Annotated in this window: 18 protein-coding genes; 7 read left to right on the top strand and 11 right to left on the bottom strand. The window is 64.8% G+C overall.

Annotated features, from left to right (window positions below):
• Nucleotides 1-69: 69 nt before the first annotated feature.
• From B3349_RS10230 to B3349_RS10215, 4 genes are all read right to left on the bottom strand, one after another.
• On the bottom strand, nt 70-1,965 hold the full coding sequence (locus B3349_RS10230; protein WP_291588508.1) for an amidohydrolase: 1,896 nt from the start codon (nt 1,963-1,965) through the stop codon (nt 70-72).
• Nucleotides 1,966-2,078: 113 nt separating this feature from the next.
• Nucleotides 2,079-2,363: a DUF1427 family protein gene (locus tag B3349_RS10225; protein ID WP_291588507.1), complete on the bottom strand. Its 285-nt coding sequence runs from the start codon at nt 2,361-2,363 to the stop codon at nt 2,079-2,081.
• 107 nt (nt 2,364-2,470) lie between these two features.
• Nucleotides 2,471-3,169, bottom strand: a complete 699-nt coding sequence (locus B3349_RS10220; RefSeq protein WP_291588506.1) for a hydrolase — start codon at nt 3,167-3,169, stop codon at nt 2,471-2,473.
• Between the two features lie 76 nt (nt 3,170-3,245).
• Nucleotides 3,246-3,956 (bottom strand): pirin family protein, encoded by a 711-nt coding sequence (locus B3349_RS10215; RefSeq protein WP_291588505.1) that lies wholly within the window; start codon nt 3,954-3,956, stop codon nt 3,246-3,248.
• A 156-nt stretch (nt 3,957-4,112) separates the two neighbouring features.
• Between B3349_RS10215 and B3349_RS10210 the strand changes: the two genes are divergently transcribed.
• Nucleotides 4,113-5,030, top strand: a complete 918-nt coding sequence (locus tag B3349_RS10210; RefSeq protein WP_291588504.1) for a LysR family transcriptional regulator — start codon at nt 4,113-4,115, stop codon at nt 5,028-5,030.
• Between the two features lie 72 nt (nt 5,031-5,102).
• Here B3349_RS10210 and B3349_RS10205 read toward each other — a convergent pair whose 3' ends face one another.
• The gene (locus B3349_RS10205; protein ID WP_291588503.1) at nt 5,103-5,735 is read right to left on the bottom strand and encodes a PadR family transcriptional regulator; all 633 of its coding nucleotides are present in this window, start codon (nt 5,733-5,735) and stop codon (nt 5,103-5,105) included.
• Nucleotides 5,736-6,211: 476 nt separating this feature from the next.
• On the bottom strand, nt 6,212-7,189 hold the full coding sequence (locus B3349_RS10200) for a Bug family tripartite tricarboxylate transporter substrate binding protein (RefSeq protein ID WP_291588502.1): 978 nt from the start codon (nt 7,187-7,189) through the stop codon (nt 6,212-6,214).
• 503 nt (nt 7,190-7,692) lie between these two features.
• Here B3349_RS10200 and B3349_RS10195 point away from each other — a divergent pair.
• From B3349_RS10195 to B3349_RS10180, 4 genes are all read left to right on the top strand, one after another.
• Complete coding sequence (locus B3349_RS10195; RefSeq protein ID WP_283339445.1) at nt 7,693-8,304, top strand: class I SAM-dependent methyltransferase; 612 nt, start codon at nt 7,693-7,695, stop codon at nt 8,302-8,304.
• A gap of 210 nt (nt 8,305-8,514) precedes the next feature.
• Nucleotides 8,515-9,351, top strand: a complete 837-nt coding sequence (locus B3349_RS10190; RefSeq protein ID WP_291588501.1) for a tRNA-uridine aminocarboxypropyltransferase — start codon at nt 8,515-8,517, stop codon at nt 9,349-9,351.
• 224 nt (nt 9,352-9,575) lie between these two features.
• The gene (locus B3349_RS10185) at nt 9,576-10,484 is read left to right on the top strand and encodes a transporter substrate-binding domain-containing protein (protein WP_291588500.1); all 909 of its coding nucleotides are present in this window, start codon (nt 9,576-9,578) and stop codon (nt 10,482-10,484) included.
• Nucleotides 10,485-11,061: 577 nt separating this feature from the next.
• On the top strand, nt 11,062-12,174 hold the full coding sequence (locus B3349_RS10180) for an acyltransferase family protein (RefSeq protein ID WP_291588499.1): 1,113 nt from the start codon (nt 11,062-11,064) through the stop codon (nt 12,172-12,174).
• Between the two features lie 248 nt (nt 12,175-12,422).
• On the opposite strand, the gene B3349_RS10175 is transcribed toward B3349_RS10180, so the two are convergent.
• On the bottom strand, nt 12,423-12,653 hold the full coding sequence (locus tag B3349_RS10175) for an HP1242/YdcH family protein (RefSeq protein ID WP_291588498.1): 231 nt from the start codon (nt 12,651-12,653) through the stop codon (nt 12,423-12,425).
• A 379-nt stretch (nt 12,654-13,032) separates the two neighbouring features.
• Entirely contained in the window at nt 13,033-13,674 is a 642-nt protein-coding gene (locus B3349_RS10170; RefSeq protein ID WP_291588497.1) for a DUF924 family protein, read from the bottom strand.
• A 158-nt stretch (nt 13,675-13,832) separates the two neighbouring features.
• On the opposite strand from B3349_RS10170, the gene B3349_RS10165 reads away from it, so the two are divergent.
• Both B3349_RS10165 and B3349_RS10160 read left to right on the top strand, forming a co-directional pair.
• Nucleotides 13,833-14,927: a PLP-dependent cysteine synthase family protein gene (locus tag B3349_RS10165; RefSeq protein WP_291588496.1), complete on the top strand. Its 1,095-nt coding sequence runs from the start codon at nt 13,833-13,835 to the stop codon at nt 14,925-14,927.
• On the top strand, nt 14,924-16,114 hold the full coding sequence (locus tag B3349_RS10160; protein WP_291588495.1) for a lipocalin-like domain-containing protein: 1,191 nt from the start codon (nt 14,924-14,926) through the stop codon (nt 16,112-16,114). The genes B3349_RS10165 and B3349_RS10160 overlap by 4 nt, the downstream gene beginning before the upstream one ends.
• 191 nt (nt 16,115-16,305) lie before the next feature.
• Here B3349_RS10160 and B3349_RS10155 read toward each other — a convergent pair whose 3' ends face one another.
• The 3 genes from B3349_RS10155 to B3349_RS10145 all read right to left on the bottom strand — a co-directional run bounded on the left by B3349_RS10155 (nt 16,306) and on the right by B3349_RS10145 (nt 19,511).
• A complete protein-coding gene (locus B3349_RS10155) occupies nt 16,306-17,298 on the bottom strand; it encodes a branched-chain amino acid ABC transporter permease (protein WP_280010965.1) in 993 nt (330 codons plus the stop codon).
• Nucleotides 17,299-17,313: 15 nt separating this feature from the next.
• Entirely contained in the window at nt 17,314-18,198 is an 885-nt protein-coding gene (locus B3349_RS10150) for a branched-chain amino acid ABC transporter permease (RefSeq protein ID WP_291588494.1), read from the bottom strand.
• A 119-nt stretch (nt 18,199-18,317) separates the two neighbouring features.
• The gene (locus tag B3349_RS10145) at nt 18,318-19,511 is read right to left on the bottom strand and encodes an ABC transporter substrate-binding protein (RefSeq protein ID WP_291588493.1); all 1,194 of its coding nucleotides are present in this window, start codon (nt 19,509-19,511) and stop codon (nt 18,318-18,320) included.
• Between the last annotated feature and the right edge of the window lie 40 nt (nt 19,512-19,551).

Here is a 19,551-nt window from a genome sequence, read left to right as displayed (position 1 = left end):
TCTCCCGGCCCGGCGGGCCATACAAAAAGCCGAAGCTGAAACCGGCCGGCGTCGGCACGGCACATCTGGTCAGAGCCAGCAGGAACACCCCAGCGCCCCAAAAAAGCTCTTGGGGTCGGATGTGGGAACGCCCGATGCCCAGGAATTCGCGTGCTGGTGCCCGTGCATGCCACAGCTGGTGCCGCAGCCGCAGGCGGCAGCCATCTGGCGGTAGCGCACGGGGTTCAATGAGTTCTGGCCTGCGCCTTCCGGTTCGCCCCAGGCGGCGAACCCGCCATAGCGGCGCACCGGCGACCAGTCAGGCATGGCCGGGGGGACCGGGTTGTCATCGTGCTGCTGGAAGTTGCCTGCGCCATAAACCACACGCCCGCCCACCACCGTCATGTCGGACACCAGGAAGGAAATCTCTTCCTCCGCCACCTGGAAGTAATCCTTGTCCGGCACTATCAGGTCGGCAAAATGGCCCACCTGGATGCGGCCACGCTGGTCCACTTCGTTGCTGAACCAGGCCACGTTCTCGGTCCACATGCGCAGGGCCGTTTCGCGGTCGAGCAGGTTGCGTTGGGGATACATCGGGGTGCCGCCCACCGTCTTTCCGGTGACCATCCACGACAGCGACACCCAGGGGTTGTACGAGGCTACCCGCGTCGCGTCGGTCCCGGCGGACACCTTGACGCCTTTTTCCAGAATCTTCTTGATCGGCGGCGTGGCTTCGGCGGCCCTGGCGCCGTAGCGCTCAATGAAGTATTCGCCCTGGTAGGCCATGCGGTGCTGCACGGCAACGCCACCGCCCAGCGCTGCAATGCGGTCTATGGAGCGGTCCGAAATGGTTTCGGCATGGTCGAAGAACCAGTTCAGTCCGTTGATCGGCGACTCCTGGTGCACCTTCTCGAACACATCGAGCGCACGGCTGATGGTCTCGTCATAGGTGGCATGCAGGCGCCACGGCCAGCGGTTCTGCACCAGGATGCGCACCACCTCTTCCAGCTCGCCTTCCATATGGGGCGGCATGTCGGGACGGGGCTGGCGAAAATCTTCAAAATCTGCGGCCGAATACACCAGCATTTCACCCGCACCGTTGTGGCGGAAGTAGTCATTGCCCTGCTTGTAGCGAACGCTCTGCGTCCACTGCAAAAAGTCCTCTTTCTCTTGCTTGGGCTTCTGCGTGAACAGGTTGTAGGCCAAGCGCACGGTGATCAGACCGTCCTTGTCGAGCTGCTCGATGACCCGGTAATCGTCGGGATAGTTCTGTGAGCCCCCTCCGGCATCGATCACGCCCGTCACCCCCAGGCGGTTCAGCTCACGCATGAAGTGGCGCGTGGAATTGAGCTGGTAGTCGAATGGCAGCTTGGGCCCCAGCGCCAGCGTGCTGTAGAGGATGGTGGCATTGGGCTTGGCCAGCAGCAGCCCCAGGGGGTTGCCGTTGGCGTCGCGCACGATTTCGCCACCGGGCGGCTCGGGCGTGTCCCGGGTGTAGCCCACGGCACGCAATGCGGCAGCGTTCAGCAGCGCGCGGTCATACAGGTGCAGCAGAAACACCGGCGTGTCGGGGGCCAGCGCATTGATTTCCGCCAGCGTGGGCAAACGCTTTTCTGCAAACTGGTGTTCGGTAAAACCGCCGACGACCCGCACCCATTGCGGCGCGGGCGTGTTGGCGACCTGGGCCTTGAGCATGGCCATGGCGTCGGCCAGCGAACGCACGCCGTCCCAGCGCAGTTCCAGGTTGTAGTTCAGGCCGCCACGGATCACATGCGTGTGGTTGTCGCACAGCCCGGGCAGCACGCTGCGTTGCTGCAGGTCGATCTTGCGTGTGCCGCTGCCCGCCAGGGCCAGCACTTCGGCATCCGTGCCCACCGCGGTGAACTTGCCATCCTTGACGGCCACGGCCTGGGCCACAGGCTGGCCCTTGTTCAGCGTGGTGATCCGCCCGCTGTGAAAGATGACGTCGGGGGGGCTGTAGGGCATAGCGGGTCCTTGCGAAGAATGGGGGGAGCGAACGGCAACCCAGCATACCGCCCACCGCCAGGCCTGCTTCGGCGGTGATGACTTTGCGGCGCGTGGTCATGAAAGGGAATGGGTCAGGAATCTGGGTGGGTGTCGTGCGGCTGGGCAGTGGCCGCCGGTCGGCTTTTGCCGGGCAGCTGCCCCAGGACATGGTCATCGGCCTTGCATGCGGTGCATGCCGTACCGAACGCCGTGCCCACCAGCAGTTGCTTGCCTACCGGTACGATCTGCTCGCCCAGCAAAATCCCCAGCAGACCGACCAGGGCCACCAAGGGCGGCGCAGGCGAGCGGACCTGGAGCAGGCTGTAGACCACACCGACCAGCAAACCTGCTGCCAGCGAGAGCACATAGAGTTTCATGGAGGGGCCTCCCTGCACCCAGCCCGGGCCGGTGCTGACGAGAATCGGTGTCCTGCACCCTTCAGGGTGCAGGAGAAGATGGTGGTGGTGCAGCAACCGCCGGGGTTTTATGGCTGGGCAGGGTTGGGGCCGATGGTGCCGCCATGCTGCACACGCTCCGGTGCCTTGTGCACCATGGTGTAGCAGTAATCCACGCCCATGCCGTAGGCCCCGGAGTGTTCGCGCACGATGTCCATCACGGCGTTGTAGCTGTCACGCTTGGCCCAGTCACGCTGCCACTCCAGCAGCACCTGCTGCCAGGTCACCGGCACCACGCCCGCCTGCACCATGCGCTGCATGGCGTAGTTGTGAGCGTCCAGCGATGTGCCGCCCGACGCGTCGGCCACCATGTAGATCTCGTAGCCCGCATCGTGCATGGCCGACAGCGCAAAGGTGGTGTTGCAGACCTCGGTCCACAGGCCCGAGACGATGATTTTCTTGTGCCCCTTGGCCACGTTGGCGGCCAGCGCATCACGCACATTCTGGTCGTCCCAGGAGTTCATGGAGCTGCGCTCCAGCAGCGGTTGATCGGGGAACACGCTCAGCAGCTCCGGGTAGGTGTGGCCGGAAAAGCTTTCCGTCTCCACCGTGGTGAGGGTTACGGGAATATGGAACACCTTGGCCGCCTTGGCCAGGCCCACCACATTGTTCTTCAGCGTCTGGCGGTCGATGGACTGCACACCGAATGCCATTTGCGGCTGCTGATCGATGAAGATGAGCTGGCTGTTTTGCGGGGTCAGAACTTCCAGGTAATTGCGATGGGACATGGCAAGGCCTTCCGGGTTGAGGGAATCGGGGTTGAAGGAGAAATGGGCGGCGCAAGCGAAAGCGCCAGGGCTGTGGCTAGGGCAGCGGGGCGGCGTCAACGAGCACGACTTCGGTGTCTTCGCTGGCGGTGATCCGGATGCGGGTTTCGCCGTGAATGGCCGCGCCATCCTGCTGTCGCAAGTCCACGCCGTTGACCGTGGCCGCCCCCGTGGCCAGTACCAGATAGCCATAGCGGTCGGCATGGGCAAAGTGGTATTCCACGCTGTCCCCGGCCTGGATGGTGGCGCCCAGCACACGTGCGTCGGTGCGCAGTGGCAGCACATCGTGGTCCCCCACCATGCCGCTGGCCAGCGTGACAAATGCCCCTGCACGGTCACCCTTGGGGAAGGCCTGGCTACCCCAGCTCGGTTTCTCGCCCCGGCGGTCGGGAATGATCCAGATCTGGAAGATGCGGGTGACACCCGGCTCCAGGTTGAACTCGGCGTGGGTAATGCCGCTGCCGGCACTCATGACCTGCACATCCCCCGCCGGCGTGCGGCCTTTGTTGCCCAGATTGTCTTCGTGCGTGATGGCACCTTGGCGCACATAGGTGATGATTTCCATGTCGCCGTGCGAATGCGGGGGAAAGCCGCTGCCAGGCTGGATGGCATCGTCATTCCAGACCCGCAGACTGCCCCAGTGCATGCGCCGGGGGTCGTGGTAGTCGGCAAACGAGAAATGGTGCTTGGCATCCAACCAGCCATGGTTGGCCCCGCCCAGGCTGTCCAACGATCGACGCTCAATCATGTGTCATCCTTTGCTGAAGCGATGGTGGAGCAAAGTCTAGTTGCCCTGCATGTGCACTGAGATGACAGCTATCGAATATCTGGCTTTCACTTTTCGATACCCTATCCAGAGGCCTGCAGTCTTACAGTGCGACGGCCTACAGCGACTTACCACCCCATGAAAAAACTGCCCGATCTGGAAGCCTGGGCCATCTTTGCCAAAGTGGCTGAAACGGGTTCATTTGCGCGCACGGCGCAAGAGCTGTCGCTGTCGCAGGCCACGGTGTCCAAAGCCATCTCCCGGCTGGAGAGCCGCCTCAAGACCATGCTGCTGCACCGCACGTCGCGGCGTGTGGCGCTGACCGATGCCGGCCAGGCCGCACTGGAGCGCGCCACCCGCATCCTGCAGGAAGGTGAATCGGTGGAAACCGAAGTCATGGACCATGCCACCAGCCTGCGCGGGCAGGTGCGTGTGGCGGCCCCCATGACCTTCGGCATCTCGCGGCTGGCCCCTCTGCTGCCAGGCTTCATGCTGCAGCATCCGGACGTGGATCTGCAGGTCCAGTTCAGCGATGCCCAGGTGGACCTGATTGCCGAGCGCTTTGACCTGGCGTTGCGCATTGCCAACCTGGAAGATTCCAGCCTGCTGGCCCGCCAGCTGTGCCGGGTGCGGCTGCTGCTGGTCGGGGCACCTGCGTACTTTCAGCGCCATGGCCACCCCCGGCACCCCAGCGACCTGCGGCAGCACCGCGCCCTGCACTATGGCCACACGCCCCATGGTGGCCCCTGGCACTTCCGCCATGCGCAGCAGGGCGAATTCACCCAGGTCGTGCATGCCCAGTTGCACGCCAACAATGCCGAGGCGCTGACCCCCGCCCTGCTGGCCGGCATGGGACTGGCACTGCAGCCGGCATTCCTGGTCTGGCCGCTGCTGCAGTCAGGCCAGCTGCAGGTGGCGATGGAAGACTGGCAGGCCGACCCGATTGCGCTGCACATCCTCACCCCACCGGGGCGCATCCGCCCGGCGCGGGTACAGGCGTTCATCGACTATGTCGCGACCTGCCTGCCGAACGAGCCCTGGGCAGAGCGGCAATAGGCCGCAGCCCTTGCGGTAGCGGGAATGCCCAACCGGACCGCGTCCGGACTGGCCGGCGACCTGGCCGGGCTTTCAGGCTTTTTCGATCTTCAACGCGGCTTCGTCCAGGATCGCGGCGATGGCCGCCACCTGGGCGTCAGTCAACGGCGCCGCCGGCACGCCGGGCTGGCCGTGGGTCTTCAGGCGCAGCGCCGTCTTGAAGTTTTCCATGGCACGCACCAGGCCGGCTGGGCGCTGGCGGGCTTCGCGGTCCTTGCCGTGGGCCAGGCGGGCCAGCAGCTGCTGCAGCGCGCCATCTTGCTCCTGCAACGCGGCCTGGCCTTCGGCTGTGATGGCGTAGCGCTTGCGGCCGCCTTCCACTTCGGTGGCCGTCGCATGGCCCATGTCGACCAGATAGCTCAGGGTGGGGTAGATCGTGCCGGGGCTGGGCTGGTAGTCGCCGCCGACCAGCTCGCCAATGGCGCGGATCACGTCATAACCGTGGCTGGGTTGCTGGGCAATCAGGTACAGGGCGATGAGCTTGAGGCCGCCGGCCTCGAACATGCGCTCGCGGCGTTGGCGCTCCGCGCCCGGGCCATGCTGCGGGCGGCCATGGCCGTGGGCATGTTCACGGCCGTGGCCTCGGCCGCCTTCGCCGCCGTCATGGTGCATGCCACGCGGGCTGTGGAAAGCGTGGTGGGGATGGTGGTGGTGATGGGGATGCATGGTGAATTCCTTGGTTAAGATGCATCTAAGATATATCTTTAAAAGATAAATTTCAAGACCTTCCACACCGTTCACAGCGCAATTCACACAACTTTACGTCGCACCTCTCCACCCTCTTGCGCAGCCGGCACCCAGCAGAACTGCGGCGCTTTTAGCCTGCTCTTGTCGGCGAGATCAGCGCAGGCCGCTATCGAAATCGAAATCGAAATCGAAGTTTCGGACGTGAAAAAGCCCGCAGCGGCGAACCGGTGCGGGCTTTCAGTATTGGACGATGACTCTTACGCGATCACCGTTTTACGGCAGAACGTCTCTGCAGCTGTCACTTGTATTTTTCTCGTCGGGTGCCCGACGTGCTGGCGTGAGATCAGCATTGTTTGCGCAAACAACGGAGCAAATTATAACCATGCTGCATATTTCATGCAAGTCATACCTGCTTTTCTGTCTATACAGCCGCTCCGTTGCTGCGCGCCAGGGTCTCAGGCCTCGGCCTTGAAGCCCGTGCTGCGCACCACGGGGCCCCATTTGTCGAGGTCCCCTTTGAGCAACTGGGCAAATTCGGCCTGGGTGCCGGTGGTCACGCCAAACGCCATTTCGGCCAGGGCCTTCTGCACGGCCGGCTGGGCAAAGGCGCGGTTGGCGGCATCGTGCAGGCGGGCCGCCACCTCGGGCTTGGTGCCCTTGGGGGCCAGCAGACCGATCCATTCCTGGCTGGTCAGCTCCTTCATGCCCAGTTCGGCAAAGGTCGGCACCTTGGGCAACTGGGCAATGCGCTGCGGGCTGGAGACCGCCAGCACGCGCAGCTTGGGGCTGGCGGCATGGGGCACGGCCTCGCTGACCACATTGAAGCTGGACGTCAGCTGGCCGCCCATGACGTCCTGCAGCGCCAGCGAGCCACCCTTGTACGGCACGTGCAGATAATCCACGCCCGCGCTGGCGGCAAACATGGCGCCCAGAAAGTGCGGCGTGGTGCCGGCGCCGGGCGATCCGTAGCTGGCCTGCTGTGGATGGGCCTTGAGCCACTGGCCAAATTCCTTGAGCGTCGTGACCGAAGCCGGCACCCCGGGGCCGATGTTCACGCTATAGGGCACGGCGCAGAGATTGGCCACCGGCACCAGGTCGCGCAGCGGCTGGTAGCTGAGCTTGTCGTAGACATGGGGGTAGATGGTGAGGATCGAGCCGGGCGTGACCAGCAGGGTCAACCCATCGGGCTTGGCGTTCTTGGCCACATCCACCGCAATGCGCCCTCCGGCACCAGGGCGGTTGTCCACCACCACGGTGGCGCCCAGTTCGGCCTGCAGATTCTGCGCCAGCTGGCGGGCCACAAAATCGGCCGCACCACCGGCGGCAAAGCCCACCACCAGACGCACCACATTGGACTGGGCCCAGGCCGTGGGTGCCAGCGGCAAGGCGGCTGGCAATGCTGCGGCGGCCAGGAATTGGCGACGAGAAACCATGTTGAATATCCTTGGGGTTTTGAATGGCGGGGCCTTCCAGGGAATATTCAAATTATTCAAATTTCAATAAATCAAATAGTACCCAGTGCAGGCAGATGGCTGATTTTGCTGAATAAATTACCTGCTTCATTCTCCATTCCAGAAATGCGCATAGGTATTTATCAAATTGAATTTATAATGTTTTTATGGTAGTCTATATAATCGTGCAGACTGTTTTTCAAATATGCACAAAACCTGCGCACAAGTGGCTCTTTGTGACAGAACCCTGCGGTCTGCGCAGGCCTGCCTGACCCGCCGCCCTGCCCCATTTGCGGGCAAACCCGTGCATCCCGGTCGGCCGCCTGACCATCTGCCCCATCCCGGGGCCGTTCATGCCTTCCTTCATTGCCCCGGCAGCGTGCACCGGCAGTGCCGCGCGCAATACCGCAGCACCCCACGCGTGGAGACGGCCTGAGCCATACTCGGCCGCCACAGCGCATGGGCGCTTCAGCAAAGGAGACTGCGTGCAATCAGCAAGCGGCGAGTGGTTTGACGAGGCGTACTACCAGCGCTTTTACTTCGACAAGAAAACCAGCGTGATCGATCCCGAGCACGCGCGGCGGCTGGGGGCGTTTGTCTGCTCGTACTTGGCGTATCTGCGCGTACCCGTGCACCGCGTGCTGGATGTGGGCTGCGGCATCGGCCTGTGGCGGGATGCGGTGCAGCAACATTTCCCCGGCGCCAGCTACCAGGGCGTGGAGTTCAGCAGCTATCTGTGCGAACGCTATGGCTGGGCCCAGGGCTCGGTGGTGGACTGGCAGCCGGCCGACGGCCAGCCGTTTGATCTGGTGATCTGCCAGGGCGTGCTGCCCTATCTGAGCCCGGCCGACCTCAAGAAGGCCCTGGCCAATCTGGGCCGCCTCACCCGCGGCGGCCTTTATATCGAGGCCGTGGCGCGTGAAGACTATGAGCGCGACATCATCGACGAAGAGCTGACCGACCCCCGCCTGTACCGCCACCGCGCCGAACTGTACCGCCGTGGCCTGCAGCCTTTTTGCAAGGAACTGGGCGGCGGCGTGTGGCTGAGCCGCCAGGCCGAACTGCCGCTGTTCGAGCTGGAATGCCTGGGCGGCTGAACGCCCCATCCCTTGCTTTCCCTGGCATGCATGCCCCGTGGCCGGGGACTGCCGCGCTGCGGCGCAGCGGGGCACCCGCGTCTGCGCCTGGCGCGGCATTCCCGGCTGCGGTGGAGGTCTCTGCACTGTTCCATGCCCATGCGCGCCGGTGCGGCCCGCTTTGCGCGGACAATCGCGACCGTGCCGTTTTCCTCTGACCCGTCCTCTTGCATGGCGTCCCCGCACGCCTGCCCCTCCACTACCACGCCACCACTGGTGCACCCCCATGCGGTCGCCCGCCTGCGCGACGCCCGACTGGCGCGCAGCACCCGACCATTTCTGGCACGGGGCGGCCCCAAGGGCGAACGCTGCGAGGGCTGCCGCCTGCGGCCCAGCCATTGCATCTGCGCGCTGCGCCCCGATCTGCCCACCCACGCCGGCTTTTGTCTGCTGATGCATGACGCCGAGCCGCTCAAGCCCAGCAACACCGGTTGGCTGATCGCCGATGTGGTGCAGTCCACCTGGGCCTTCGGCTGGGCGCGCACCGCCATCGATCCAGCCCTGGAGGCACTGCTGGCCGATCCGCAGTGGCAGCCCTATGTGGTCTTCCCCAGCGAATATGTGCAGCCGCCCGAACGCGCCGTGCAGGCACTGCCACCCGCTCCAGCAGCTCCGGTTTCCGGCCACACCGGCGAAGCCGCCGGTGTGGCTGCAGCCAAAAGGCCGCTGTTCATCCTGCTGGACGCCACCTGGCCCGAAGCGCGCAAGATGTTCCGCAAAAGCCCCTATCTGGATCGCTTTCCGGTGCTGGGGCTGCAGCCCCAGCAGATCAGCCGCTACCGCCTGCGCCGCTCACAACGCGACGACCATTTCTGCACCAGCGAAGTGGCAGCCCTGTGCCTGGAGCTGAGCGGCCACCCGCACGACCAGCGCGCCGGCCAGGCGCTGGAGGCCTATCTGGAGGTCTACACCCACCACTACCTGCAGGCCAAACACCAGTTGCCCGCCGATCTGCACAGCCCGGCGCACCGGCAGCTGCAGCAGGCCGTGGCACGGCAACCCGGCTGAAGCGCCACGGCTGCCGGGGCATCCACGGGCCGCGCAGGCCGCTGCAGCGCCTGCCATCCATAGATGTGTGATTTCCCGGCAGCGTCGCCAGCCCCCCCCCGCAGCGACGGCGCGGCCAGGGGCATAAGCATTCCACTGCAAGGCATGAAGCATCTGGAAGAATAGGCGCTCTCCCCCAACTTCCTTTGAGAGGCGCTGCCGCGGTAGCGCCTCCTTTTTTTGCCATGCGTTGTGTGTTTGCCGGGTCTGTTGCCCTGCTGGCCCTGTCGGCCAGTGCCTTGTCTGTCCATGCCGCCCCGTCGGCCACCCTGCAGAAATGGCGCGACGGCGGCACCGTGGTGGTGGGGGTGCGCGAAAGCGCCTCCCCCATGGTCTATACGCTGGACGCCAACGAGACCTTCACCGGATACCACCTGGAGCTGTGCCAGAAGGTGATCCATACCATCGCGCCCAAGGCCCGGTTGAAATACATGGTGCTGACGGCCCAGAACACCATGCCGCTGATCGACAACGGCACGGCCGACTTCAACTGTGCCAGCATGACCAACACCTTGCGCCGCCAGGAGCAGGTGGCCTTCGGTCTGACCACCTATGTGAGCGAGGTGCGCATGGCTGTGCCGGCCAGCTCGTCCATCACCAGCTTCCAGCAACTGAACGGCAAGAAAGTGGTTGCCACCACCGGCACTACGGCCGTGCAGATTCTGCGCAAGTACGCCGATGCACACAGCATCCAGTTCGACACCCGCATGGGCAAGGACCATTTTGAAAGCATGCTGCAGCTCGAAGCCGGCCGCGTCGATGCCTTTGTGCTGGACGACAACCTGCTGGCGGGCGTGATCGCCCAGTCCAAGAACCCGCAGGGCTGGAAGATTGTGGGCGAGGTGATTGGCGCCGAGCCGATTGCCATCCAGTTCACCCGGCGTGACCCGGAAGTGAAAAAAGCCGTAGACGCTGCCTTGCGCCAGATGATGAAGAACGGCGAGATCCACCAGCTCTATGCCAAGTGGTTCACCCAGCCGATTCCGCCGAAGAACGTGAACCTGAACCTGCCCATGGGCGAGACCCTCAAGCGCATGCTGGCCCAGCCTGACGACACGCCGCTGGAACAGTTGCAGCTGCCGCTGGCGCGCTGACAGCGCCTCCTGCCCCGGGTTCGACGGCGCGAACCTTGGAACGGCAAAGCCCATGCCTGCGCCAACGCCGGCCGCAGGCCATCCCCGGGTACCGACGCAGTGCCCGGGGATGGGACCCAAGCAGGGACCTGGCTGCCTGGCGATCTCTTGCGGCACAGCCACTTGCAAGCACATCTTGCGAGAATGTCTCGTTTGTCACATTGCGTACAGTCCAGCGACATTGCCAGGGTGCTGCCGCTAGAATGCGCCCACCCCTGCGGGCTGTGCCGGAGACCGGACAGCGGAACTTCAGGGCTGCGCATGCACTCAGTCTGCATGCCGTGAAAGCCTCCTGGCGCGATCCGCCCAGGCCCCGCTTTTGCTGTGGGACGTCCATCTGCTGCCGCTGCGCAGGGACACGGACCGGTCCAGATTGTCTGCCCCTGGGTACGGAACAGGCTGCACCAGGACTCCCACACCTTGCTTTGCGCGCCGCTTCCCTGGCGCCACGCTGCAGTCCATGGCGCGCATTGCGCAGGACTGCACTTTGTCTGTTTGCACACCGGGCCCGGTGCCCGATCCGAGGAGGTGCCGCGTTTTGCCCCAGAACCCCTTGAAGCTGGCCTACAACCCCGCACTGGATGGACTGCGTGCGGTCGCCATCCTGCTGGTCATCCTCTCCCATGCCCATGCGCCCATGTTCGACGGCGCGTTCTTTGGCGTGGACCTGTTCTTCGTGCTCAGCGGCTATCTGATCACCTCGCTGCTGCTCAAGGAAATACAGGCTACGGGCCGCGTCGACTTCTGGCAGTTCTACCGCCGGCGCTTCTACCGGCTGATGCCGCCGCTGGCCGTGTTTCTGGCCGCCTACGCGCTGCTGGCCCCCCTGGTCTGGCCTGATCTGGAGGATGTGTACAGCGATGCCCTGGTGTCTCTGCTGTACCTGGCCGACTACGGCATTGCCTTCTTCGACAGCCCGGACACGCTGCTGCACATGTGGTCGCTGTCGGTGGAAGAACATTTCTACCTGGTCTGGCCCATCGCCCTGCTGTGGCTGACCCGCCGCAGCAGCCCGGGCACGCTGTGGCGTGCAATTGCCGCCCTGTTCGTGCTGGGCTGGGCCTGGCGCGTGCTGTGGGTGCTGCTGGGCCAGGAGTTCTATGCGGTGTTCTTCCGCTTTGACACCCGCACCACCGGTCTGCTGCTGGGCAGCTTGCTGGCAGCCCTGGTGCTGGACCGCCACCCGCTGCTGGAGCGCCTGCAGCAGCACCTGCCGCGCCTGATGTGGATTCCGCTGGCCGTGCCGCTGCTGATGGCCATGGAATGGGGCGATATGGGCCCCATGGTGTGGGGACTGACGGTGGTGGAAATGGCCGCTCTGGTAGTGCTGGTGGCCGTGCTGCCCGGCCAGGGACTGGTCTACGACATGCTGTCCGCGCCCTGGCTGGTCTACATCGGCAAGCTGTCCTACGGCATTTACCTGTGGCACTACCCGGTGGTGCGCTGGCTGCGGGCGGAATTCGCCTGGCCGGTCACCCTGGTGCTGGGTTTTGTCATCTCCACGGCCCTTGCCGCTCTGTCGTTCTACACCATCGAACGCTGGGCACTGCGCCGCCGCGATGCCATACCCCAGGGTAACCCACCGACGGCTGCCGACGCGGGCACGGTGAAGACCACCAACGCCCTGGAAACCGCTCCGCGCGGCCGCTGAGCGCCCTCCTTCACCGGACGGGGCACCGGGTAACGCAAAGGCAGTCTTTCTTGCGAAAGCTGCCTTTTTTCATGGGGCGTTGACCCGCTTGCGCTTGCGCTGGGGCGGATGCTGGGAGACGGGCCTCCAGCTCTGGCTACCGGGCCAAGGCAGCGCCGTCGTAAGGCCGTGTCCTTTGCCCACCTGTGCATCGCGGTGCACGCGAGGACACCAGACACGCAGCGCCAGCGTACAGGCGCTACACCATCTCACGCAGGCGCAGTGCCGTTGGTACAGCCCTTGAGCATGGTGTAGAGCCTTTCCTTGATCAGCAGCTTTTCCTTTTTGAGCTTTTCAATCTGGGTGTGCAGACTGGGCGTACGCCGGTCCTCCAGGTTCTTGATCTCATGGTCCAGCGCATTGTGCTGCTCGAAGAGGCGGCTGAAATGGCGGTCGTTGGCGCGCATGTCCGCAATCTGTTCGCGAAACTCAGGAAACATCATCACTCCTTTGCTTGGATCGGCGAGAGGGGGGTGGTGTGCAGGCCCGGGTGCATTCCAAGGACAGACTGACCTGGGCTGCGGTTTCATCTTACCCAGCAATGGCCGCCATGGCAGCCCATTCCCGAGGTGCGGCCGGGGTGGTTGATACAACACAAAACACTTTCAAATCATCCACTTGCACCGACTGCCGGGGACCCAACCGCTGTCATTGTGCGCGTGCCGCCCCCGGAGCACACCATGGGCGGAGTTCCCCTCGGCACACCACAGCCAGATGCCGCAGACGTGGCGCCAAGCGCCCCAGGCAGCGCAGCGCGGGGATCCACCCGCCTGCGGCACCACGGCGGCCCCTTGCGAGACGTGCGATGCAGGGCCCTGCTCAGAAACCCGCGCCGGGCTGGGCCAGGTAGACCTTTTCCTCGGCCGTGCTCGCCCGTCCCAGAATGGGATTGCGGTGGGGGAAGCGGCCAAAGCGCTCGATGACGTCGCGGTGGCGGTGGGCGTAATCGGCGGTGACGGCAAAGAAATCGCGCGTGGCGGGCCCGGCCTCCTGCGCCAGCTGCTCAAAGGCCACCACGCTGTGCTGCTGCATGGCCAGGTCTTCGGCATGCTCCAGCGGCAGGTAGAAAAAGATGCGCGCCACCGGTGGAATGCTGTCGTCGGTGTCATGCCCCTGGGCCACCCCGTCCAGCGCCAGCTGCAACGCCAGCGGGTCGCCGGCAAAGCTCTTGGGCGTGCCGCGGTGGGCGTTGCGCATGAACTGGTCCAGCACAATGATCACCGCCAATCGCCCCAACGGGGTGGCGGCATCGCCGTTCAGGCGGCCGGTCAGGGCCTCCTGCATCACCGCGCCAAAGCGGTGGCGGATTTCCTCGTCCACGGCTTCATCCTTGCTGAACCACAGCTGCTTGCGCGCCAGTGCCGTGGTGTCGGTGGGCTGCTCGGCGCCCAACCAGTACTCCAGCACCTGTGCCAGCCGGGGGTCCAGCGGCGGGTTGCCCGCATGCAGGGTAAAAGCCATGTCCATATCCTTTCTTCGCTATCGGTGACCATGCCGCCGGTCTGTGCGGCCGCACACCATGGTAGTACGTCCGCAATAGGGCCACGTCATGCCGCACTACGGCACTGCACCAACGGTCTGGTGCGGATCGGGCCGCCGCCCATTGCACAATGGGCACCATGCAAGCCGCACTCCCCATCCCGACCAGCTGGCTCCACGACGCCATTGCCCGCATCGAGGCCGACTACCAGCGCAGCGCCGACACCCACCTGATCCCGCTGAACCTGCCCGGCTTTGCCCGCTGCGGTATCGACCTGTATCTGAAGGACGAATCCACCCATCCCACCGGTAGCCTCAAACACCGGCTGGCGCGCTCGCTGTTTCTGTATGCGCTGTGCAATGGCTGGATACGCGAGGGCGCGACGATTGTGGAAGCCTCCAGCGGCTCCACCGCCGTCAGCGAGGCCTACTTTGCCCGGCTGCTGGATCTGCCGTTTGTGGCGGTCATGCCGCGCAGCACCTCGGCCGAAAAGGTGGCACAGATCGAATTCCACGGCGGACGCTGCCATTTTGTGGACAGCGCGGCCGAGGTCTATGACGCGGCCCGCACCATTGCGCACGACACGGGTGGCCACTATATGGACCAGTTCACCTATGCCGAGCGGGCCACCGACTGGCGCGGCAACAACAATATCGCGCAAAGCATGTTCAGCCAGATGCAGCGCGAACGCCACCCGGTGCCGCGCTGGATTGTGGTGGGCGCCGGCACGGGCGGCACCAGCGCCACCATCGGCCGCTGGGTGCGCTACCAGCGCCTCTCTACCCAGGTCTGCGTGGCCGACCCCGAAGGCAGCGTGTTTTCCGCCTACCACCGCACCGGGGATGCCACACTCACCGCCTGCGGATCGCGCATCGAAGGCATTGGCCGCCCGCGCGTGGAGCCCAGTTTCATTCCCTCGCTGGTGGACCGCATGGAAGATGTGGGCAATCTGGAGTCCATCGCCGCCATGCAGCTGCTGGGCCAGTTGCTGGGGCGGCGCGTGGGCCCGTCCACCGGTACCAATCTGGTGGCCATGCTGCGCCTGGCCTGTGACATGCGCGACCGCGGTGAACAAGGTTCCATCCTGTCGCTGCTGTGCGATGCCGGTGAACGCTATCTGTGCACCTACCACGATGCGCAGTGGGTGCAGCAGCAGCTGGGCGATGTGGCGCCGGCGCTGGCCCAGCTGCAGCAGGTGCTGGACCGTCAGGGCCAGGTGCAGCGCTGGGTATGAGCACGTTCCCGTTTTCTCCCCCCCTGTCCCGCCGCCATGCGCTGGGCGGCCTGGGAGCCCTGGGCCTGCTGTGCAGCGCCGGCGCGCTGCTGCCCCTGTCGAACGCGTGGGCCCTGCCGTCCAGAACACTGGCTTTTCCACGCGACTTTGGCAGCCACCCCGACCTGGGCACCGAGTGGTGGTACATCACCGGCCATGTGCAGGCCGGTGGCCGGCCCTGGGGTTTTCAGCTGACATTTTTCCGCAGCCGGGTGGATGCGGCACAGGGCCTGCGCTCCGCCTTTGCGGCCCGGCAACTGCTGTTCGCCCATGTGGCGCTGTGTGATGTGCAGGGCCAGGTGCTGCTGCACGACCAGCGCATGGCGCGCGCCGGCTTCGGCCTGGCCGAGGCGGCGCTGGAGGACACGGGCGTACACATCCAGGACTGGCGCCTGGCCCGCCAGCCTGTCCCCGGCCAGAGCGCCACCCAGGCCAGCCGCTACAGCGCCCGCCTGCAGGCCGCCGACTTCGCACTGGAACTCGAACTGGCCACCACCCAGCCGGTGCTGCTGCAGGGCCGGGGCGGCCTGTCCCGCAAAGGCCCGTTGCCTGAGCAGGCCAGCTACTACTACAGCCAACCCCAGCTGGCCGTGACCGGCCACATCACCGTGCGCGGCCAGAAACTGGCCATCGACCTCGTGCCCGCCAACGCCACTGCGGCGCTGCACAACCGCGCCTGGCTGGACCACGAATGCAGCACGGCGCTGATGCACCCCGAGGCCGAAGGCTGGGACTGGATCGGCATGAACCTGGTCGACGGCAGCGCCCTCACCGCCTTTCACCTGCGCCGGCGCGATGGTTCGGCCCTGTGGGGCGGCGGCTCGCTGCGCGCACCCGGCGCCAGCCCGCAGGTGTTTGCAGACCAGGAGGTGCAGTTCACCCCGCTGGTCTGGTGGACCAGCCCGGCCAGCCACGCCCGCTACCCCGTGCGCTGGCGCGTGGACACGCCTGGCCGGCGCTATGTGGTGCGCGCCCAGGTTGCCGCCCAGGAACTGGACAGCCGCGCCACCACCGGCGCTGTGTACTGGGAGGGGCTGAGCGATCTGCTGCAACTGCCCCCCGGGGGCGATGCACTCGACGACCAGCTGCCGCTGGTGGGCCGGGGCTACCTGGAAATGACGGGGTATGCCAGCCGGCTGAAGATGTAAGGGCCTTGGCCGGTTGTACGCGGAACGGAGGCGGTAGCCCTCCATGCGCGGGCATGCACTGCCGCCTGCCCTGCCCCCCGCATCCAGCCCCCAGGGGGCCGGAACACTTTCCCAAAAACAAACGCCACGCACCTGGGTGCGTGGCGTTGTTCGCGCAAGGCCCGCAGGCCTTTCAGCAGGGTTTCAGTCCCTCACGCCGTCCCGTTCTTGCGGCGGGTCAGCCAGGCAATGATTTCGCCCATGATGCCGCGGCGGAAGGCCAGCACGCAGATCACAAAAATCAGGCCGGTGACGATGGTCACCGACTCGCCCAACGTAGAGAACCACTCCACACCGGTGAGCTTGGCCAGGAAGCTGCCAAAGTCACCGATCTTGTTTTCCAGCGCCACCACCACCGCCGAGCCGACGATGGGACCGGACAGCGTGCCCAGACCGCCCATCAGCGTCATCAGGATCACGTGGCCGGAGGTCGTCCAGTGCGCGTCCGACAGCGTGGCAAAGCCCAGCACCACGGTCTTGAGTGCACCGGCCAGACCGGTCAGCGCGGCCGACAACACAAAGGCCAGCAGCTTGAAGCGGTGGACGTCATAGCCCAGCGAGATGGCACGCGGCTCGTTCTCCTTGATGGCCTTGAGCACCTGGCCAAACGGCGAATGCACGGTGCGCACGATCAGCAGGAAGGCCAGCGCCACGATCACCAGGGCCACGTAGTACATGGTCAGGTCGCTGGACAGGTCAATCACGCCAAACATCTTGCCGCGCGGCACGCCTTGCAGGCCGTCTTCCCCTCCCGTGAACTTGGCTTGCAGGAAGACGAAGAACAGCATCTGCGCCAGCGCCAGCGTGATCATCGAGAAATAGATGCCCTGGCGGCGTATGGCCAGCCAGCCGGCCACCAGACCAATGAAGGCCCCTGCCAGCGTGCCCAGGATCAGACCCAGCTCGGGCGTGAACGCCCAGGCCTTGATGGAATAGCCGGCCACATACGCCGCACCACCCAGAAAGGCAGCGTGGCCGAAGGACAGCAGGCCGGTGTAGCCCAGCAGCAGATTGAAGGCCGAGGCGAACAGTGCGAAGCACATCAGCTTCATCACGAACACCGGGTAGGCCCCGAAGAAGGGGGCCACGATCAGGCCCAGCAGCAGCAGGCCGTAGCCGGTAAAAGCGAGTTTCTTGGAGTTCATGTGGCTGGCCCCTGCTTACTTTTCTTTGCCGAACAGGCCGGCGGGGCGGATCAGGAGAACGATGACCATGATGAAGAACACCACGGTGGACGAAGCTTCGGGCCAGAAGACCTTGGTCAGGCCTTCGATCACACCCAGGCCCAGGCCGGTGAGGATGGAGCCCATGATGGAGCCCATGCCGCCAATCACCACCACGGCAAACACCACGATGATGAGGTTCTGCCCCATCAACGGCGTGACCTGGTAGACCGGTGCGGCCAGCACGCCGGCAAAGGCGGCCAGGCCCACGCCGAAGGCATAGGTCAGCGTGATCATCACCGGCACGTTGACGCCGAAGGCTTCCACCAGGCGCGGGTTTTCGGTTCCGGCGCGCAGGTAGGCGCCGATGCGGGTCTTCTCAATCACATACCAGGTGGCGACGCACACCACCAGCGAGGCCACCACCACCCAGGCACGGTAGTTGGGCAGCATCATGAAACCCAGGTCCGTGGCGCCGGTCAGGGCTTCGGGGGTGTCGTAACCCAGGCCCGAGACGCCGTAGACGGAGCGGAACACGCCTTCGATCAGCAGCGACAGACCCAGGGTCAGCAGCAGGCCGTAGAGGTGGTCGAGGTTGTAGATCCAGCGCAGCAGGAAGCGCTCAATGAGTATGCCGATCAGTCCCACGATAAAGGGCGCCAGGATCAGCATGACCCAGTAGTTGATCTCGAAATAGTTCATGGCCATCCAGGTGACCATCGCCCCGAGCATGAACAACGCGCCGTGCGCAAAGTTGATCACGTTGAGCAGACCGAAGATCACGGCCAGGCCCAAGCTCAGGATCGCGTAAAACGAGCCGTTGACGAGCCCCAGCAACAGCTGGCTCATCAGGCCCGGCAATGACACACCGAAGATTTCCATGGGAAACGACACAAAAGGGAAAAGAGGGGGATGCTCTGGTGGCGCCGGCCCCGCGCCCACAGGGCACAGAACCGGACCGCAGCCTGGGTGCCTAGGCACTCAGGCGCGGCGGCTGCGGCTTATTTCCAGAGCGCACATTTGGTTTCTGCCTTGGTGGTCCACACCTGGTCGGCCGGCAGGGTCTGCAGCACCTTCAGATAGTCCCAAGGCTTGGTGGAGTCCTTGGGCGCCTTCACTTCCACCAGGTACATGTTATGGGCATAGGTACCGTCAGGGCGGATGCGGCCCTTGGCGTAGAAGTCGTTCAGCTCCGTGCTCTTCAGGTAGGCCATGACCTTGTCCGGGTCGGTGGTCTTCACAGCCTGCACGGCCTTGAGGTAGTTCATCACCGCCGAGTAGTCGGCCGCCTGCACATCGGTGGGCATGCGCTTGGTCTTGGCCATGAACTTGCTGGCGAAAGCACGTGAGGCGTCGTTCATGTCCCAGTACCAGCTGGTGGTGTGCAGCAGTCCCTCGGTGTTCTTCAAGCCCAGCGAGTGGATGTCGGTCAGGAACACCAGCAGACCGGCGGTCTTCATGGACTTGCTGATGCCGAACTCCCGCGCCGCCTTGATGGCGTTGATGGTGTCACCACCGGCATTGGCCAGGCCCAGGATCTGGGCCTTGGAGTTCTGCGCCTGCAGCAGGAAACTGGAGAAGTCCGAGGCATTGAGCGGGTGCTTGACCGAACCCAGCACCTTGCCGCCCTTGGCCTGCACGACCTTGGTGGTGTCGGCTTCCAGCGCCTGCCCGAAGGCATAGTCCGCCGTCAGGAAGAACCAGTCCTTGCCGCCCCGCTCCACCACCGCCGCGCCGGTGCCCTTGGCCAGGGCCACCGTGTCGTAGGCGTAGTGGATGGTGTAGGGATTGCACTGCTCATTGGTCAGTGCCGAGGAGCCCGCGCCGTTGTTGATGTGCACGCGCTTCTTCTCGTTGGCCACCTGCGCCACCGCCAGGGCCGTGCCCGAGTTGGTGCCGCTCATGATCAGCGTGATGCCTTGCGTGTCCACCCACTCGCGCACCTTGGAGGCAGCGATGTCGGCCTTGTTCTGGTGGTCGGCGCTCATCAGCTCGATGGGCTGACCCAGCACCTTGCCGCCAAAGTCGTCGATGGCCATCTGCATGGCCAGCGCGCCGTTCTTGCCTTCCACGTCCGCGTACAGGCTGGACATGTCGGTCACGAAACCGATCTTGACCTTCTCCTGCGCCGCCGCGCCCACTGCCACACCTGCGGCGCACAGCGCCAATGCCAACTTACCGAGCTTGTGCTTCATCGCCTGTCTCCTCATAGGGGTCTACCGATCGAACACTGCG

Origin of the sequence: Comamonas sp. UBA7528 (genome assembly GCF_002479375.1) — a bacterium.
Taxonomy (GTDB): domain Bacteria; phylum Pseudomonadota; class Gammaproteobacteria; order Burkholderiales; family Burkholderiaceae_C; genus Comamonas.
The sequence above is the reverse complement of the archived record's forward strand: the minus strand, read 5'-3'. Positions and strand labels throughout refer to the sequence as shown.